Raw genomic sequence first — 16637 nt, 5'->3', positions numbered from 1 at the left:
AAGGGGCTGCCCAGCCTGGGCAGCCCCTTTTCGCGCCTTGAGGGAAGCCCCATCGGCGTGAGCTCAGCTCGTGCGCCGCAACCGCAGCGCTGACACCAGGAAGAAGACGCCGCCGATCGCCGCGTACCCGGCGAGGTTGCTCAACGTCGCGCCCTCGGCCCCGGCCTGCAGGAAGAACGACGTACCGGCGAGCGTCGAAATGCCGCCGCTGAGGATCATCGGCCACTGCCCGCCGAGGCTCCGCCGCACCAGCCCGACCACGAGCTGAGCCACCCCGGACACCATGGCCCAGGCGCCCCACACCCGCAGCACCGCCGGAATCCCGGACGTCACCGCGAACGCCAGACCGGCCGCCGCCGCCAGGCTGACGGCGATGTTGGCGTAGAGCGCGAGCGACGCCCCACCGCGCGAGGTCCGGCTGTCGACCAAGACCGCCGCCACGTCGAACAACGGGTAGAGCACCAGCAACGTGCCGCTGACCAGCCCGATCTCGCTCCCGGTGACGAACAGCAGCGTCGCCCACACCACCGCGAACCCGAAACGGACGAGGTAGAGCGTGCGAAGGGCGGGGGCGAGGCCAGGCGACTCGGTAAGGGTGCTCACGACTCAGTCCTTGAGGTAGGGAGAACGTTCTTTCTGCTTACCTCCGCAGCCTGGCAGCCCGTGCTCGACGCTGTCAAGACCGAACGTTCTCTCTGCTACCGTGGCAGAGGTGACCAGCACCATCTCCGAGGCCAGAACCCGCCTGCTGGAAACGGCCAGCCGCCTCTTCTACGCCGAGGGCCTGCACTCCGTCGGGGTAGACCGCATCCTCGCCGAGGCGAAGGTGACCCGCGCCACGATGTACCGCCACTTCGCCGGCAAGGAAGACCTGGTCCTCGCCTACCTGGCAGACGCGGACCAGGCGACGCGCCACCACGTGGAGGCAGGCGTGGCAGCCGCCACGACCGACGCCGACGCCGTGCGCGCCGTGGCCAAGGGCATCGCCATGCACATCAACGGGCAAGGATTCCGAGGCTGCGCGTTCCTCAACGCCGTCGCGGAGTACGCCGACCCCGCACACCCCGTGCATCAGGCCGTGCTGGCCCACCGCCAATGGTTCCTCGACACGGTGACGGAGTTGCTCGCGCGCGTTGGCGACGGTCCGGCCGAACTCGACGGACGGCACTTCGTGATGTTGCGCGACGGGGCGATGGCGGCGGGGTGCCTGACGGACCCGGGGCCGATCGGCGACACCCTGTGCGAGGCGGTCGAGGGCATCCTGCGAGCCCGCACGTCGGGGTGACCTAGCCGGCCAGCCCGCGGTAGACGTTGGTGCGGTGCCAGGTGAAGTAAGGCTGCGACCCGACGCGGTGCGCACCACACGCGCGCCCGTCCAGCTGCGTCAGGTGATCGTGCAGCCGCCCGCGGAAGCCGTCCTCGAACCAGACGAGCACGCGACCGGCGTCGTCCACAGTCACATGACCGGACTCGAACAGGCTGTCGCAGCCGAACTTGCACGCCAGCATCGCCACGTTGACGAGGTCGTTGCGCTCGTCGTCGCTGCACAAAGACCGCTTCTTGATGTGGGCGGCGACGAGGAAGTCCTCCGGGTACTCGTCTCCGCACAGGTCGCAGGGCGCGGTGGTGCGGCCGCCGAGCAGCAACCTGCGCAGTGCGCTCTGCTCCTTGCGGACCTTGACCTGAGCGATGCCGTCGAGCTTGTCGAACTTCTGCACGCGCACCGGGAACTTCGCGTCGTGCAACGTGATGACGACCGGAGAGAGGGCCAAGGTGGTGCCGGGAATGGTCAGCAGCACCGCGCCGACGAACGACGAGCGATGCCCGAGCTCCTCGACGTTCACGAGCACCGACCCCTGCTCGTACAGCTTCGCCAGGCCGGCCTCGACGTCGCGGACGTCGACCCACTGGCCCTCAGGTGACTTCTCGGTGGTCACCCGCACCTGCTTCTGGTTGACCTCGACGATGGTGTTCACCCTGCCGGTCGCCGTCGTGACGGGGTCTCCGATGAGCGACCGCAGCAGAGCCAACGCGTCCGGAGCCTCGCCCCGGTTCGCGGGCCTGGCCAGTTCCGCGGCCAGGCGCACCGCGTCGTCAGCCGCGTAACCGGAGATCTGCAGCCGAAGCCGGATCAGCTTGGTGGCGTTGCCGTCCGGGTTTTGGCCGATCCTGCCCTGCGCACGACCCAGCCTCCTGCGCAACGCCTCGAGGTCGTGCGTCTCGGCCAGAACGATCGGCGAGTCCACGATCGAACGTTCCTCTGCGGGCAGCCTCTTGGCCGGGGCGGAGTCCACGACACCGCTCACGATCACGGCGCCGATCTCGCGAAGCCGGCGGAGCAGCAGCTCCAGGGCGACGTTGTACTGGTGGTTGCGGGGGTGCGGGCTGCCCTTGACCTTGCCGCCCGCACTCTGCAGGACCAACGCGAGGTGGTCGCCGTCCGGCACCACCTCGAACTCGGCGTTGAGCTCGACACCGGCGTCGTCCGTTGCTCGCATACCTACATCATCTATGCCCGCGGCAACCGAGTTACGGCAAAGCAAGTATGAAGTCTGACCTGTGGCGGTCGCGCGAAACTGAACAGTGCCCGGACGATGACCTGGGTTTCTAACGACTGAAAAGATCGTCTTTCCGACCGCGTCGCTCGTAGACGCTTCCTGGTTCGGGTCCGGCTGATTCCGGGCTGGTCAGGTGCTGTCGAGGTCAGTGCAGCAGTTTCGCCTTCGCCTGGGCGAACTCTTCCTCTGACAAGACCCCGTCGTCGCGCAGCCGTGCGAGCTTTGCGAGATCATCCGCGATGGTGCTCGGCGATGTGCCCTGCGTTACGCCTGGCGTGCTCTGGGGCATGTTTCCGCGAAAGGACGGATGCGCGCGGATCCAAGCCTCGATCTTCGCTGAAGTCCCGTGGTTGACCGGGCAACTTGCAAGTTCTGTCCCGCTGCCCTGCACCGTCAGCATTTGTTGGAGCGCGCTCGCGCCATTCTTCCGGTCTTGCCGGGTCGCCTTGCGCACTGAGAACCCGGTGACGTCGGCGATGTTGACCCTGAATGCCGGGAGCAGCTTGCCGGTCTGCCGGTACTCGATGATGCCATCACCGTGATCGATGATGCTTCCGTTCCCAATGCCCAGCCCGTGGCTCTGCGCTCTCGTCATTGCCGGTCTCCATCCTGTCGCCGCGACCCCGATGGTTGAACATCGCGAAGACCAGCGCATCGGTTACCCATCAGGTTGGTGTTGAGTGCTGCGCCCGGTACGCGCGAGTAATCCGCGGCACACCTGCCTTGGATGCACACCGTCGCTGGCCAGGACCGCTGCCGCGTTGGCGAAACGCATGTCGGATGCGGAAGCGAAGCTGACCAGGGTCACGAATGGCCCGAGCAACGTCTCGGCGCCGGTCTGGGGTGGACGTAGTCGAGATCTGCGCGGCGATCGAGCCAATAGGCGACGTCAGCGCCGACGAGGCTGGAAGAGCTGTGCGAGGGGATGGACCTGCAAGTTCGGTACAAGCAAAAACCCCCACGCGGCTGATGTCTCCATCAACCCCGTGGGGGTTCATCTTGTGTCCGAGGGGGGACTTGAACCCCCACGCCCTTACGGGCACTAGCACCTCAAGCTAGCGCGTCTGCCATTCCGCCACCCAGACTTGCGTGAACAGAATACAGGGTGCCGGAAGGGGTCTGAACGCGGGGTTACGATCGGGCCGTGAAGGTGATCGTCGAGGCCGATGGCGGGTCGCGTGGCAACCCCGGGCCTGCCGGGTACGGCGCGGTGGTGCGGGACAAGCTCAGCGGCGAGACGTTGGCTGAGCGCAAGGGGTTCATCGGGGTCGCGACCAACAACGTTGCCGAGTACCAGGGGCTGATCGCGGGGCTCAGGGCCGCGGTGGAGCTCGGTGCGGAGAGCGTTGACGTTCGGATGGACTCCAAGCTCGTCGTCGAGCAGATGTCCGGGCGGTGGAAGGTCAAGCACCCGTCGATGCAGCCGCTCCACCGCGAGGCTCGGGAGGTCGCGGGCGGGCTGGGGCGGGTCACCTACGAGTGGATTCCGCGCGAGCGGAACAAGCAGGCCGACCGGCTCGCCAACGAGGCCATGGACGGCGAGACCAAACCCCAGAAGGCCGAGGGGGCGAAGCAGCCTCATTGGAGTGGAGCTGTGGGGGAGCCCACGCGCATCATCCTGTTGCGGCACGGGCAGACGAGGTTGTCCGTGGATCGGCGGTACTCCGGGCGCGGGGATCACCCGCTGACCGAAACAGGGCTGGAGCAGGCGGAGAAGGCGGCACGGAGGCTGTCTACTGTGGACGGGATTGCCGGGATCATCTCGTCGCCGTTGCAGCGGGCCCAGCAGACGGCGCAGAAGCTCGCGGACAAGATCGGGCTCGAGGTCGTGACGCACCAGGGGCTGATCGAGACCGACTTCGGCGACTGGGAGGGGCTCACGTTCGCCGAAGCCTCCGAACGCGACCCCGAGGTGCATCGGCGGTGGTTGGGCGACACGGCGCAGAAGCCGCCCAACGGCGAGAGCTTCGACGAGGTGCACGCGCGGGTCCGGAGGGCGCGGACCGACATCATCTCGCGGTACGGCGGCAAGACGTTGGTGCTGGTCAGTCACGTCACGCCGATCAAGACGATGCTCCGGCAGGCGCTGGACGTCGGGCCGCAGTTCCTCTTCCGGATGCACCTCGACCTGACGGGGGTGTCGATCGCCGAGTTCTACCCGGACGGGCACGCTTCGGTGAAGCTGGTGAACGACACCTCGCACCTGGGTTGACCTGGGGTTAAGTAGTCGATCGGCGGCTTGTTCAGGACCGAGGAGCGCTCCACGATCCGGAGACATGAGAGCCAACACCCTGCGCGCAACTCTCGTGGTCCTGACCTTGGTCGCTGCCGCCCTGCCCACCGGCACGGCGGCAGCGGCGCCCCAGACCGTGAGCCAGATCCTCGACGGCCTCGCCCGCGCCGTCGCCATCCGGAAGAGCGACGTCGCCGAAGCCGAACGGCAGATCGCCAAGGCCAAGGGGCTGCAAAACGGCAAGGGGCTGGTCACCTTCCGCCACGCCGGCACGAACAACGGCGAACGGCTCGTCGCTGCCGCCCCCGACGACGACAACGCCAAGACCATCAAGGCGTACGACCGCAACGGTGACGTGCACGAGCTGACGACCGCGCACGAGCCGAACCAGCCGTTGACCATCGTCGACATCGACGTCGAACGGGCCGTGCAACGCGGCATGGACGTCATCAAGCAGGCGATGCCGACCGAGCAGACCAGGCAGCTCGCCGGCTACTGGGCCACGCAGGTCACCAGGATCAGCGTCAGCGACGTGCAGGAACCCTGGTTCAAGGGCGACGCGGAGATCTTCGCGCTGGTGTCCGGGTTCGGGCTGGACGGCAAGGTCAGGGTCGACCCCGTCACGATGCCGTACCTCGACGACGAGAACACGACGTACTCCCCGAACCAGCTGCTGGTGCACTGGAACAACTACAAGTACGACCTCGCCGACGTGGTCCTGATGGAGGACGACGGCGACACGAACTACAAGGCACTCGCCCAGGCACTGGCCGCCGCGTTGCTGACCATTGTGGACGGAGGCGCGTACATCCCGCTGGTCAGCGCCGTGCTCGACGCCATCCCGGACAGCTGGTACACCGACGACCCCGACTACGTCGAGTCCTGGTACACCCTGTCCGAGCAGGGCGGCGGCGTCCTCAACGGCGCGTCAGGCCGGGGTTGGATGGACACGCGGCCCTACTTCGTCCGCGAGCTGTGAAAATCAGCTGACCTTGCGCAGCCGCGGGGTCAGCGCAGCGCCGAACCGGTCGGCCGCCGCCTCCAGCGCGGCGGCCGACTCGGCGGACCCGACGTTCTGGTCCAGCACGAACTCCCCGCGCACCACCTGGTCCGCGCCCTTGGCCGCGAGCAACGGGTGCAGTGCGTAGTCCATCGCCACCAGGAACCCCTGGCTGCCGCCGGTCGCCAGCGGCAGCACGGCGCGGCCCCGCAGGGCCTTCTTCGGCAGGAGGTCGAGGAGGGCCTTGACCAGCCCGCTGTAGGCGGCGCGGTAGACGGGCGAAGCGACCACCACGCCGTCCGCCGACAGCACGCTGCTCACCGCCTCCGCGATCTCCGGATCACGCAGGTCCTCGGTGAGCAGCGACAACGTGGGCAAGGAACGGACGTCGAGCAACGACACGCGGTGCCCTGCCGTCCGCAGCACCTCGGCCACGTGCTCCACGACGACACCGGTCGGCGCGGCGTGGGACGGCGCGGCCGAGATGATCAGCACATCGGACATGCGGGGCACCCCCTGAGGTCGTCGTGAGTCAACCAACGTCCGCACCGGCGGACAACCGGTTCCAGACGCTGGGATATCCTCGGTCCGCGGATGAGTCGGCAGGGCGGCCGCGGCACGCGAGTGTCGAGGAAAGTCCGGACTCCATAGGGCAGGGTGGTTGTTAACGGCAACCAGGGGCGACCCTCGGGACAGTGCCACAGAAAGCAGACCGCCGCGGCGCGAGCCGCGGTAAGGGTGAAACGGTGGTGTAAGAGACCACCAGCGCCCCAGGTGACTGGGGCGGCTAGGTAAACCCCACCCGGAGCAAGGCCAAGAGGGCACCCGACCGAAAGGGGAGGTGCCTGCGCGAGCGTTCGAGGGCTGCCCGCCCGATGCTCGCGGGTAGGCCGCTAGAGCCTGTCGGCAACGGCAGGCCCAGATGGATGGCCGCCGACTGGGACCTCGGTTCCACGAACAGGATCCGGCTTACATGCCGGCTCATCCGCCTGTATGCATGAAGTCATGCTCTCGCATCTGGAATGCGCCCGTTGCGGCCGCGAACACGACGCCAACGCCGTCCAGAACCTCTGTCACGAGTGCGCGTCGCCGCTGCTCGCCCGGTACGACCTCACGCGCGTGAACCGCCCCACGGCCGAGAACTCGCTGTGGCGCTACCGGGACGTGCTGCCGGTCCGCGACCCCGACCCGGCGTTCAGCCTCGGCGAGGGCATGACCCCGCTCGTGCCGTTGCCGTCGATCAGCCGCGCACTCGACGCGACCGTGCTGATGAAGGACGAGTCGCTCATCCCGACCGGCTCGTTCAAGGCCCGAGGTGCCGCCGTCGGCGTCGCCAGGGCCAGGGAGCTCGGCATCGAGGGCATCAAGATGCCGACCAACGGCAACGCGGGCGCCGCCTGGGCCCTGTACGCGGCACGGGCGGGCCTGCGCAGCGTCATCGCGATGCCGGAGGACGCGCCGCTGATCACCCGCGAGGAGGTCGAGGCGAGTGGCGCGGAGCTCAGGATCGTGCCGGGCACCATCGCGGACGCCGGCAAGGCCATCGCGGACGTGGACCTCTTCGACGCGTCGACGCTGCGCGAGCCGTACCGCATCGAAGGCAAGAAGACCATGGGGTACGAGATCGTCGAGCAGCTCGGCTGGCGCGTCCCGGACGTGATCATCTACCCGACCGGTGGCGGCGTCGGTCTGATCGGGATCCACAAGGCGCTGGGCGAGATGCGCGAGCTCGGGTGGATCACCGGCAAGCTGCCGCGGCTCGTCGCGGTGCAGTCCACCGGGTGCGCGCCGATCGTGAAGGCGTTCGACGAGGGCCGGGAGGAGTCGGCCTTCTGGGACGGCGCGTACACCGACGCGTTCGGGATCAACGTGCCGAAACCGTTGGGGGACTTCATCATCCTGCGTGCCATCAGGGAGACGAATGGCACGGCGATCGCGGTCACGGACGAACAGATCGCCCACGACCGCGCCGAGACCGCACGGCTCGAAGGCACGTTCCTGTGCCCTGAGGGCGCCGCGACGATCAGCGCCGTACGGGCGTTGCGCGCTAACGGATGGCTAAACGCGCAAGACGAAGTGGTCGTGCTGAACACCGGTGCGGGCATCAAGTACCCAGCTGTCCGCCTCTAGTTCGCTGCTGCCCCAAGGGTGTTACAGAATTTCGGCCGTTCGAGTGGTACGGCCGTCGCGACTGGCCACTCTCGGTATCACCGCGAACGGCTCCACATCCTCCTGTCAGACGGCCGGCCCCTGCAGCCGGCCGTCCCCAAGGGAGGGAACAGACATGCAACGCAAGCTGACGGTGGTGCTGGCCCTGTCCGGCCTCGTCACCGCGGGAGCGGCCGGGATCGCGACCGCCGACGCGACGGAGCTGCCCGTCTACGGGGTGACCAGCTCGGGTCTGGACCAGGAGCAGGCGCAGAAGCTGCAAAGAGCGTTCGGGCTCAAAGACGTCCAGAGATCGGAAGCCGGCGCCGTGTCCTTCGCGGACGAGCAGCGCTACCAGTACCTGCCGACCGTCGACAAAGGACGCGGCAAGGAGGACGAGGACGGCAACGCCACCACCCAGACCGCTCTCGACACCGAGGCGATCAAGCGCATCCGCACGATCCCGACGGAGGAAGCCGCCAAGCGCGCGCAGGAAGGCCTGAGGGCGGCGGGGGTCCTGCCCGCCAACGCCACGCCGACCGCGCAGTACACGACGTTCGAGCTCGCGGACCCCAACGGCCGCAACGCACTCACGGCCAACCTCGACACGAGCGTCTCGTACACGTTCCAGCTCGGCGGCATCCCGCTGGAGGGCGAGGGAGCGAACATCCGCGTGTCGTTCGACGCGCAGGGCGTCACGGCGGTCAGCCACGCCGCCCGCGGCTACGAGAAGGCCGGCACGGTCAAGGTCAACGACCTCGCCTACGGCGCGAAGCTGTGCCAGAAGTACCTGGGCGCCGAGGTCAAGGCCGACGTGAACTACGTCTACGTGGCCGCGCCGCTGGAGGAGAAGACCGACAAGGTCGAGCCGTCGTTCCGCTGCACCGGCCGCACCGCCGACGGTGGCGCCCCGCAGGCCATCACCCTGCCCGCCGCGGTCGGCGCCGAACTGCCGCAGCCGGGCCCGGTCCAGGAACCGCGCCCCGACGCCCAGTTCAAGACGCAGGCCACCGGCACCCAGGTCGGCAGCGAGGGCACCGGCAACTGCTCGGGCCTGCCCAACACCGTCGCCAACATCGGCACGTTCAACACCGAGGCGAGCAGCCACGGCATCTCGCGCTCGTTCAGCTGGACCGACGGCAACGCCTGGGAGAGCGACTTCAAGGACCCGGCGTTCGCGGGCGGCCAGGACACGCAGTGGGCCGACGACGTCGACCTCACCTACTGGCAGGGCCACGGCAGCGGCACCGGCTTCTACTTCACCGGCTGCTCCAACCACAACGACACCAAGCTCGCCAACACCGAGGCGCGCTGGGGCAACAACGACGTCGAGTGGATGAGCCTCTTCACCTGCCTGGTCCTGGAGGACACCACCGGCGGCCAGAGCTGGGCGCAGCGCTGGGGCCAGGCGTTCCGGGGCCTGCACCAGATCAACAGCTTCACGACCGTCAGCTACAACTCGTCGAACCACGGCGGCAAGTTCGGCCACTACATGTGGCGGTCGCCGTTCCTGTGGTGGAACAACCCGATGAAGGTCCGCGACGCGTGGGCGCAGGCCAGCATCGACACCCAGCCGGCGCAGGTCCGGTGGGCCACGATGGGCGTCTACCTGCCGGCGAGCGGTGGGCTGGGCAACTTCGACGACTACTTCTGGGGCAAGGGCTCTGTCGGGCCCGACTACGCCTCGACCGGGTGGTTCTGGAGGATCACCGGGGCCAGCTAGGCCCTGAACGGCACGCGCGGTGCAGCCCGGTGGCCACGACGGTCGCCGGGCTTCACCGGTTCGCGGGACGTGGCGGGTGCGACGCGTTCAAGAAGGTGGACGACGGGCGCCCGGCGGGATCGCTTTTCGGGGGTTTCGCGTCGTTCGCTGGAGCGGCGCTCTGCCCGAACCTCTGCCGCCGCGGTCCGCGTCAGCCGGGAGCCTGGGCGGTCACCGGCCACGACGGTCGCCGGGCTTCACCGGTTCGCCGGACGCCCCGACGGCATGCGCAGCACGGGCCGGAACGGTTCCCCGGCGTTGTAGAGCTCCTCCAACTCCGTCACGTACGCCAGCACGGCCGGATTCACGATGTCCGCGAGCGACCGCACCCCCGCCTGCGGCTCGTAACTGGACAGGTACGTGGCCGCCGCCCGCGCCCGTTCCAGCACCTCGCGGTCGAAGTTGATCGTCCGCTGGACCCGGCGCCGGGATTGCGTGCCTTGCCCGGTAGGCTCGTCCACGCCTGGAGCACTAGGGGAGGCTGTGATTCCGTCCACACTTCCATCCGGCACGAGGTCAGGTTCGAGCATGAACGGATCTCCTCGCAGTCGTGGCTCCGGAACGCGCCCGCGCACGGGTCGTGAACCGGCCGATCAGGGCGTTCACATGGGTGTACACGTGCGCGTGTTTGAGACGCACGCACTGTGGGTGACCAGGGCGTTCGCAGTCGGGTGAACCTTGCCAGCGACGGAGAGAATCTTCATCCGGGTGTTCCCCACTGACCTCTCCTCAGTGATGATGTGTCGGCCAGATTAGACGTAATTCCTCCCAGGGGGAACGGCCAGATGATCTACACCCCGCAGCAACAGCCCCACACGTCGTGACGAACTCGTGTTCTACTCGTAGCGCAAGCCCCAGCGCACTCTGGAGTAAGAAATGACCGCCATGGACCTGGTGACACTCGCTCAGCAGCAGCCGCAGGTGCCGGGCACAGGCAACGTCCGGACCTGGATTCTGGACAACATCGTCCCGTTGCTCCTGCTCACGGTCGCGCTGCTCCTGCTCTGGCTGGGAGGTGGCAAGGGCGACAACGCGGGCGTCATGCGCCGCCTCGGTGGTGTGATCGTCGCGCTGGCCATCATCGGCCTGGCCGTCACGACCGACGCCGGCGCGAACATCGGCCAGTGGCTCGCCGGTTTGTTCGTCGGAGGCTGACACGTGCGGGTTCGCACCGACGACGAGGTCTACCGGGTCGACGCCGTCTGGCTCGGTCCGCCCAAAGCGACATTTCCCTGGCGCGCGCGATACGTCGCGTGGGGCGTCGGGATCGTCGTTTTCCTCGTCGTACTCACGATCGAACGGCAGATGGGCGTCGGGTTCGGGTTCTTCTCGACCGCGTGGGCCCTCGTCGCGACGATCATCCTCACCAGGTTCATCACCCAGCGGATCAGTCATGAACGGCCCCTCACGGCCGTCATGTCGATGTGGGTCCGCGAGCTCACCGCACCTCGAGAGCGCACGGCCAGTACCGGCGGAGCGGCCAGTGCCGCCCGGATCCGGGTCACCCCGCAGCGGCCTCGTCCCAAGTTGAGCAAGAAACAACGGGCGAGACAGCAGGCCCAGCCCCGCCGGACGCCAGACAGCCGTAAGAAGGAGGTTCGCGGTGTTCGGACGCCGGCGAGACCGTGACCGTCGCGCAGCTCAGCACATCGCCCAGCACGCCGCGGCCGACCCCCGTGAGCGTGACAGGGCCGCATATTCGAAGCGCGGCCGCCGCCTGCCCGGCGAGCAGGCCGTGCCGAGCTACACGCCGTCGATCAGCGCCCGCAGCATCGACGGTCACCTGCTGCGCACCGGCCAGGAGGTCTACGCCTGGTACCGGCTCGCGCCGCAGCGCTGGTCGTTCCGCAGCGACTCGCAGCGCCAGGACCTGATCGCCGCCATCGCTGGCCAGTACGCCGAGCTGCAGGGCCGCTGGATGCACCTGCGGGTCACCACGCGGCCGTACCCGATCCGCATGTGGGCAGAGGCGCACGTGCACAACGCCGTCAAGCGCCTGCCGGACACCCCCGGCACGCTGTCGTTCGACGACTACATGGTCGGCGAGCAGCAGCAGCTGATGGGCCGCTCGATGGCGGAGAAAGAGGTCTACCTGGGCGTCCAGGTGCAGACCCGCAACATGATGGACCGCGCCGTCGAACGCGCCGCCCCCGTGCTGCGCAAGGTCTTCCCGGACGCCGTGGACGCCGAGCTGGTGGCGCTGGACTCCGAGGTCGAGCACCTCGACCAGGTCATCGGGTCCGCCGGGCTCGAAGGCCGTCCCGCGACGGCCGAGGAGATGTCCTGGCTGATGCACCGGTCGTGCTCGCTGGGCCTGCCCGCGCCGCGCAACATGCCCGCCGTGCCGGGTGCCGCGTGGGAACCGGAGGACCTGGCGTCGTTCACCGACGCCGCGGACTTCCACCAGGAGCCCTACTCGCCGACCGTCACGGTCAGGGGCCGCACCGGCTCGAACGCGGGCATCAAGCGGCACGTCGCCGTGCTCACGGTCGGCCTGATGCACGGCCTGCAGATCCCCGAGGTCGACGACCCGTGGGTGCAGCGCGCCGACCGCCTCCCGGCCAGCGTCGAGTGGTCCGCCCGCATCTACGTGCGCAAGCCCGAAGAGGTGTCGGGTGAGCTGTCGCGGCAGATGAGCAAGGTCCGCTCGCAGGTCCGCCACTACACCGACGAGCACGAGCTCGAACCGCCGCAGTCGCTCGCCCGCCAGGCCGGCCGCGTGCTGGAGATCGACGACGAGATGACGTCGGGCTTCACCGCGCTCGGCACCCGGGTGCGCTCGTGGTGGCGGCTCGCCGTCTCCGGCCCGACCGAGCGCGAGGCCCTGCGGCTCGCCCAGTCGTTGCTGGAGCTGTACAAGCCGAAGGTCGCGATCGAGCACCCCGAGGCCCAGTACGCGATCGCCCGCGAGTTCATCCCCGGCGAACCGCTGTCCAACGGCGCCTACCTGCGCCGCGGCAGCGTGCTGTGGGCCGCGTCCGCCGTGCCGACGGCCACGGCCGAGGTCGGTGACCGCCGGGGGATCCTCCTGGGCGAGACCGTCACGGCCACCCGCCGCCCGGTCGCGTGGGACCCGTGGATGGCGCAGGAGCTCCGGGACGCCTCGGGTCTGACGGCCATGGTCGCGGGCCTGGGTGCCGGCAAGTCGTTCCTCGGCGGCGGCATGGTCTACAAGACCCTGCGCGCGGGCGCCCACTGGACGTTGCTCGACCCGTCCGGCCCGCTCTCGGCGCTGTGCGAACTGCCGGAGCTGCGCCCGTACGCGCGTCCGATCAACCTGCTCAACGCCCAGCCCGGCATCCTGAACCCGTACCGGGTGGTCGCCGAGCCGATGATCGAGCACTTCCTCGACGAGGACGACCCCGAACGGGCCTGGCGCCGGGAGAAGGCCCTCGCGGCCGCCACCCGCCGCCGTCTCGTGCTGGACGTGCTCACCGGCCTGCTGCCGTTCGAGGTCGCGCGTCTCCCGCAGACGCGCATCGTGCTGCTGCGCGCCGTCCGCACGGTCGGCGGCCGCTTCGACGCCCACCCCGGTCTCGTCTTCGAGGCGCTGCGCCGGGACGCGTCCGAGCACCACGAGCACGCCGTCGTCGTCGCGGACTTCCTCGACGAGATGCGCGAACGCATGTCGTTGCTCATCCCCGAGGAGAACGCCGACCCGTACAACGAACAGCGCGACGACCGCCTGACCGTCCTCACCATGGCGGGCCTCAACCTGCCGAAGGACGGCGTCGGCCGCGAGCACTGGACGGACGCGGAGGCGCTCGGCGTCGAGATGCTGAACCTCGCCGCCTGGCTCACCCAGCGGTCGATCTACGACCGGCCGAAGGACCTCCGCAAGGGCGTCTGGATCGACGAGGCGTTCTTCCTCTCCGAGGTCCCGACCGGTCGCGTGCTGATGAACCGCTTCGCGCGTGACTCGCGCAAGTGGAACGTCCGCGTGCTGCTGTCGTCGCAGATCCCGGCCGACTTCCTCAGGATCCAGGGCTTCGTGGCCCTGCTCGACTCGGTCTTCGTCGGCAGGCTCGACGACGACCAGGCCCAGGCCGACGCGTTGCGGCTGCTCAAGGTGCCGGTCGGCGCCGGGTACGAGCAGGTCGTCGCGTCGCTGGGTCGCCGCCCCGGTGGCGAGCGCACCGCGACCGAACGCGACCGCGCGCCCCGTCAGTTCATCTTCGGCGACGGCGCCGGTGGTGTGGAGCGGATCCGCATCGACTTCAGCGGACCGCACCTCGAGCACCTGCGCAACGCCCTCGACACGACGCCGGACGCCAAGCGCGGCGACACCGGTGCCGAACTCGTGCCGGCGGAAGACCACGCGGCTCCCCAGCCGCCCGCCTACGTGCCCGACGAGATCGACGACGAACTGGCGGCGGACATGGAACTAGGGCTCACGGAGGACGAGGCTCACCTGGTGAGCCACGGTGACGGCTCCAACCGCCACCGGGACGGCGGCGCATGACGGCGCTGACGATCGTGCTCGCGATCGCCGCCTTGCTCTGGGCAAGGCGGCGGTTCGCGCTGCGCGCGTCAGCACGCGCCAAGTCGCTCACCCTCGTGTCGGCGATCCTGGCGCTTCAAGTGGTGCTGGGTGCCCCGATGGCGCACGCCCAAACCTGTGGCGAGGCACCAAATCCGGAACGGCCCGGCGCGGGCATGGTCGGCGCGCTCGACCCGCCCGTCGGCAACGGCCTGCCCGGCTCGCCGTACCTCGAGTACGGCTACGCGGGCATGGTGTGGCACAACTACAACTCCAAGTGCAACGTGCTGCCCGACGCCAACGCCACGCTCGACACGTGGGCGGGCAACGAGCTGTTCAGCATCGGCAAGAACATCGTCGGCGCCACGAACGCGTTGCACTACACCGTGATGGGCCGCGGTCTGCTGGTCCCGCTGGACGACGCCGTGAAGAACGGCGTGCAGAAGGTCTACGACAACGTCTACCTGCGCTGGTTCGGCCTGGTGGCGTTGATCCTCGCGATCCTGATGTTCCGGCAGATCTGGACCGGCGACTTCGCCACGATCTCCAAACGCGGGCTCTGGGCGTTGGCGGCCATGTGGCTGGCGACGTCCACCCTGGCCCTACCCCAGTTCTACAACCTCCTCGACAACACACTGGTCTCCAAGACATCGGAGATACAGGCGGGGTTCATCGAGGCGCCTGAAGAACAAGGCACGCTCCACGTCCTGCCGACGAAACTGCACGACGCCGTCGTCTACCAGAGCTGGCTGCGCGGCGCGTTCGGCACGCCCGAGGCACCGCAGGCCGCCGAGTACGGCCCGCGCATCCTCAAGACCCAGGCGTGGACCACGGCCGAGATCGCCGAGGGCAAGGACGGCGACCAGGCCGCCCTGGACGCCAAGAAGTCCGAGTGGAAAGCGCTCGAAGCCCAGCTCGGCACGGCCAAGGGCTACTTCGACGGCACCGACGGCAGCCGCACCGGCGCGGGATTCCTGGCGTTGCTGCAGTCGATCGCGTTCTCGCTGTTCCAGCTGTTCGCGAAGGCCGCCGTGCTGCTCGCCCAGCTGCTGCTGCGCATCCTGACGCTCGCCGGACCGTTGATCGGTCTCGTGGCGTTGCTGCACCACGACCTGTTGCGCAAGGTCGCGCGCGCGGCCGCCGTGACGGTGTTCAACGTGCTGGTGCTCGCGGTCCTCGCGGGTGTCCACGCGCTGCTGCTCCAGGCGATCTTCAACGCGACCGGGCTCTCGTTGCTCACCAGGACGTTGCTGGGCCTGATGCTCACCCTGGTGTGCTTCGTCATCGGAAAACCGTTGCGGCGCATGTGGCAGATGGTCGAGATGTCCGTCGGCTCGGCCGGCAACGTCCTGCCGATGAGCGGCGGCGTCTGGTCGAAGATGATGGGCCGCAAGAAGCAGCAGGGCCCCACGCCGCAGGACGAGTTCTGGGAGTCCGTGCGGGACAACGACTCCGACGGCGAAGAGGTGCCGCAGCGCGGCCGCGGCCGGGTGCGCCCGGAGGCGTCCAGCCCGGTCATGGCGACGGCGCAGCGGCTCGACCGCGACGCCCAGCCCGGTCAGATCGTCAGCGGTCCGAACGGCTCAGGCACCCGCGTGGGCGCGTTGCCCGCCGGCTCCGGTCCCGCCGCGCTGCCCGTCTCGCGGTCGCGCGTGGTGGACAGCCCGACGATCACCGACCGGCAGTGGGACCGGGTCGACGACGCGGTGCTCGTGCCGTCGCGGTCGAGCGCCTACTCCGCTCCGGTGCAGGAACCTCGCAGGGCCGAGACAGAAGTGGTGGCAGGGCGTCCGGTGCACGTGATCTACCGACCGTCGCGCGGTTTCGAAGTCAGGGACAACTGAAGGGAGGCGTAGGTGCCGATCCGTACCAACCGCGGCCGTGCTGCGGTCTACCGCAGGCTGTGGGGATGGCCGCTGCGTTCCCCGCGGCACCTGGCTGCCTCGATCATCATCTTCGTGGTGCTCGTCGTCGCGCTCGGCGTGATCATCCCGAAGGTCCTCGACCGCAAGCCGGCCGACCCGAACGCGGCCGGCCAGAGCTCGACCTCGTCGCAGGGCACCCAGGTCGGCCAGCTGCCCGGCAGCAGCGGTGCCTCGCTGCCGACCAAGCAGCCGCCGCCGTCGATCTCCGCGTCCGCCGCGCCGCCGCAGGCCGACGCGCAGCTGATCGCGGAGCTGTGGGCGGAGAACTGGATCAAGCCGCCGCCGGACAACGACGTGAACAAGTGGCTCGCGCAGCTCCGCCCGTACACGACGGAGGAGTTCCTCGCGCAGATGGCCACGATCGATCCCAAGAACGTGCCCACCAAGATCACCCAGAAGGTCACGGCGAAGAAGTCGTTCGTCTCGTCGGCCGACTTCGAGGTGGGCACCGACTCGGGCAAGGTCGTCATCACGCTGGTCAAGACTCCGTCCAAGGAGTGGCGTGTGAACAGCTACACGAAGGCGGACTGA

General features: G+C 68.8%; 15 protein-coding genes, 1 tRNA gene and 1 other RNA gene. 11 read left to right on the top strand and 6 right to left on the bottom strand.

Annotated features, from left to right (window positions below):
• Positions 1 to 63: 63 nt before the first annotated feature.
• Positions 64 to 603, bottom strand: a complete 540-nt coding sequence (locus ACQEU1_RS21235; protein WP_433204301.1) for a hypothetical protein — start codon at positions 601 to 603, stop codon at positions 64 to 66.
• A 121-nt stretch (positions 604 to 724) separates the two neighbouring features.
• Here ACQEU1_RS21235 and ACQEU1_RS21230 point away from each other — a divergent pair, with 121 nt between their 5' ends.
• Positions 725 to 1285 carry a TetR/AcrR family transcriptional regulator gene (locus ACQEU1_RS21230; RefSeq protein WP_433211635.1) on the top strand — a complete coding sequence of 187 codons (561 nt, stop codon included), beginning with the start codon at positions 725 to 727 and terminating at the stop codon, positions 1283 to 1285.
• A gap of 1 nt (position 1286) precedes the next feature.
• Here ACQEU1_RS21230 and ACQEU1_RS21225 read toward each other — a convergent pair whose 3' ends face one another.
• From ACQEU1_RS21225 to ACQEU1_RS21215, 3 genes are all read right to left on the bottom strand, one after another.
• Entirely contained in the window at positions 1287 to 2498 is a 1212-nt protein-coding gene (locus tag ACQEU1_RS21225) for a hypothetical protein (protein WP_433204298.1), read from the bottom strand.
• Positions 2499 to 2703: 205 nt separating this feature from the next.
• Positions 2704 to 3153, bottom strand: coding sequence for an SHOCT domain-containing protein (locus ACQEU1_RS21220; RefSeq protein WP_433204295.1), 450 nt, complete (start codon positions 3151 to 3153; stop codon positions 2704 to 2706).
• Between the two features lie 407 nt (positions 3154 to 3560).
• A tRNA-Leu gene (locus ACQEU1_RS21215) sits at positions 3561 to 3643 on the bottom strand.
• A 65-nt stretch (positions 3644 to 3708) separates the two neighbouring features.
• Between ACQEU1_RS21215 and ACQEU1_RS21210 the strand changes: the two genes are divergently transcribed.
• Together ACQEU1_RS21210 and ACQEU1_RS21205 are read left to right on the top strand one after the other, a co-directional pair.
• Positions 3709 to 4770: a bifunctional RNase H/acid phosphatase gene (locus ACQEU1_RS21210; protein ID WP_433211632.1), complete on the top strand. Its 1062-nt coding sequence runs from the start codon at positions 3709 to 3711 to the stop codon at positions 4768 to 4770.
• Positions 4771 to 4834: 64 nt separating this feature from the next.
• Positions 4835 to 5770: a DUF3103 family protein gene (locus tag ACQEU1_RS21205; RefSeq protein WP_433204292.1), complete on the top strand. Its 936-nt coding sequence runs from the start codon at positions 4835 to 4837 to the stop codon at positions 5768 to 5770.
• 3 nt (positions 5771 to 5773) lie between these two features.
• Here the strand turns inward: ACQEU1_RS21205 and ACQEU1_RS21200 are convergent, their stop codons facing one another.
• A complete protein-coding gene (locus ACQEU1_RS21200; RefSeq protein WP_433204289.1) occupies positions 5774 to 6295 on the bottom strand; it encodes an NAD(P)H-dependent oxidoreductase in 522 nt (173 codons plus the stop codon).
• 91 nt (positions 6296 to 6386) lie between these two features.
• On the opposite strand from ACQEU1_RS21200, the gene rnpB reads away from it, so the two are divergent.
• The 3 genes from rnpB to ACQEU1_RS21185 all read left to right on the top strand — a co-directional run bounded on the left by rnpB (position 6387) and on the right by ACQEU1_RS21185 (position 9662).
• Positions 6387 to 6779: RNase P RNA component class A (gene rnpB / locus ACQEU1_RS21195), an RNA gene on the top strand.
• 17 nt (positions 6780 to 6796) lie between these two features.
• On the top strand, positions 6797 to 7921 hold the full coding sequence (locus ACQEU1_RS21190; protein WP_433204286.1) for a threonine synthase: 1125 nt from the start codon (positions 6797 to 6799) through the stop codon (positions 7919 to 7921).
• Between the two features lie 154 nt (positions 7922 to 8075).
• Positions 8076 to 9662, top strand: coding sequence for a DUF6345 domain-containing protein (locus tag ACQEU1_RS21185; RefSeq protein WP_433204283.1), 1587 nt, complete (start codon positions 8076 to 8078; stop codon positions 9660 to 9662).
• A 236-nt stretch (positions 9663 to 9898) separates the two neighbouring features.
• Here the strand turns inward: ACQEU1_RS21185 and ACQEU1_RS21180 are convergent, their stop codons facing one another.
• Entirely contained in the window at positions 9899 to 10162 is a 264-nt protein-coding gene (locus ACQEU1_RS21180) for a hypothetical protein (protein WP_382440156.1), read from the bottom strand.
• Between the two features lie 415 nt (positions 10163 to 10577).
• On the opposite strand from ACQEU1_RS21180, the gene ACQEU1_RS21175 reads away from it, so the two are divergent.
• From ACQEU1_RS21175 to ACQEU1_RS21155, 5 genes are read left to right on the top strand one after another with little or no spacing between them, the layout of a single operon-like run.
• Positions 10578 to 10856, top strand: a complete 279-nt coding sequence (locus ACQEU1_RS21175; protein WP_285647521.1) for a hypothetical protein — start codon at positions 10578 to 10580, stop codon at positions 10854 to 10856.
• A 3-nt stretch (positions 10857 to 10859) separates the two neighbouring features.
• Entirely contained in the window at positions 10860 to 11330 is a 471-nt protein-coding gene (locus ACQEU1_RS21170; RefSeq protein ID WP_285647519.1) for a hypothetical protein, read from the top strand.
• Positions 11331 to 11349: 19 nt separating this feature from the next.
• Entirely contained in the window at positions 11350 to 14163 is a 2814-nt protein-coding gene (locus tag ACQEU1_RS21165; protein ID WP_433211629.1) for an ATP-binding protein, read from the top strand.
• Positions 14160 to 16025 carry a hypothetical protein gene (locus tag ACQEU1_RS21160; protein ID WP_433204279.1) on the top strand — a complete coding sequence of 622 codons (1866 nt, stop codon included), beginning with the start codon at positions 14160 to 14162 and terminating at the stop codon, positions 16023 to 16025. Before ACQEU1_RS21165 ends, ACQEU1_RS21160 begins: the two co-directional genes overlap by 4 nt.
• 12 nt (positions 16026 to 16037) lie before the next feature.
• Entirely contained in the window at positions 16038 to 16637 is a 600-nt protein-coding gene (locus ACQEU1_RS21155; RefSeq protein WP_433204276.1) for a hypothetical protein, read from the top strand.

The organism is Lentzea sp. CA-135723, assembly GCF_050936595.1.
Classification (GTDB): domain Bacteria; phylum Actinomycetota; class Actinomycetes; order Mycobacteriales; family Pseudonocardiaceae; genus Lentzea.
This window is presented reverse-complemented; position numbering and strand designations above follow the sequence as displayed.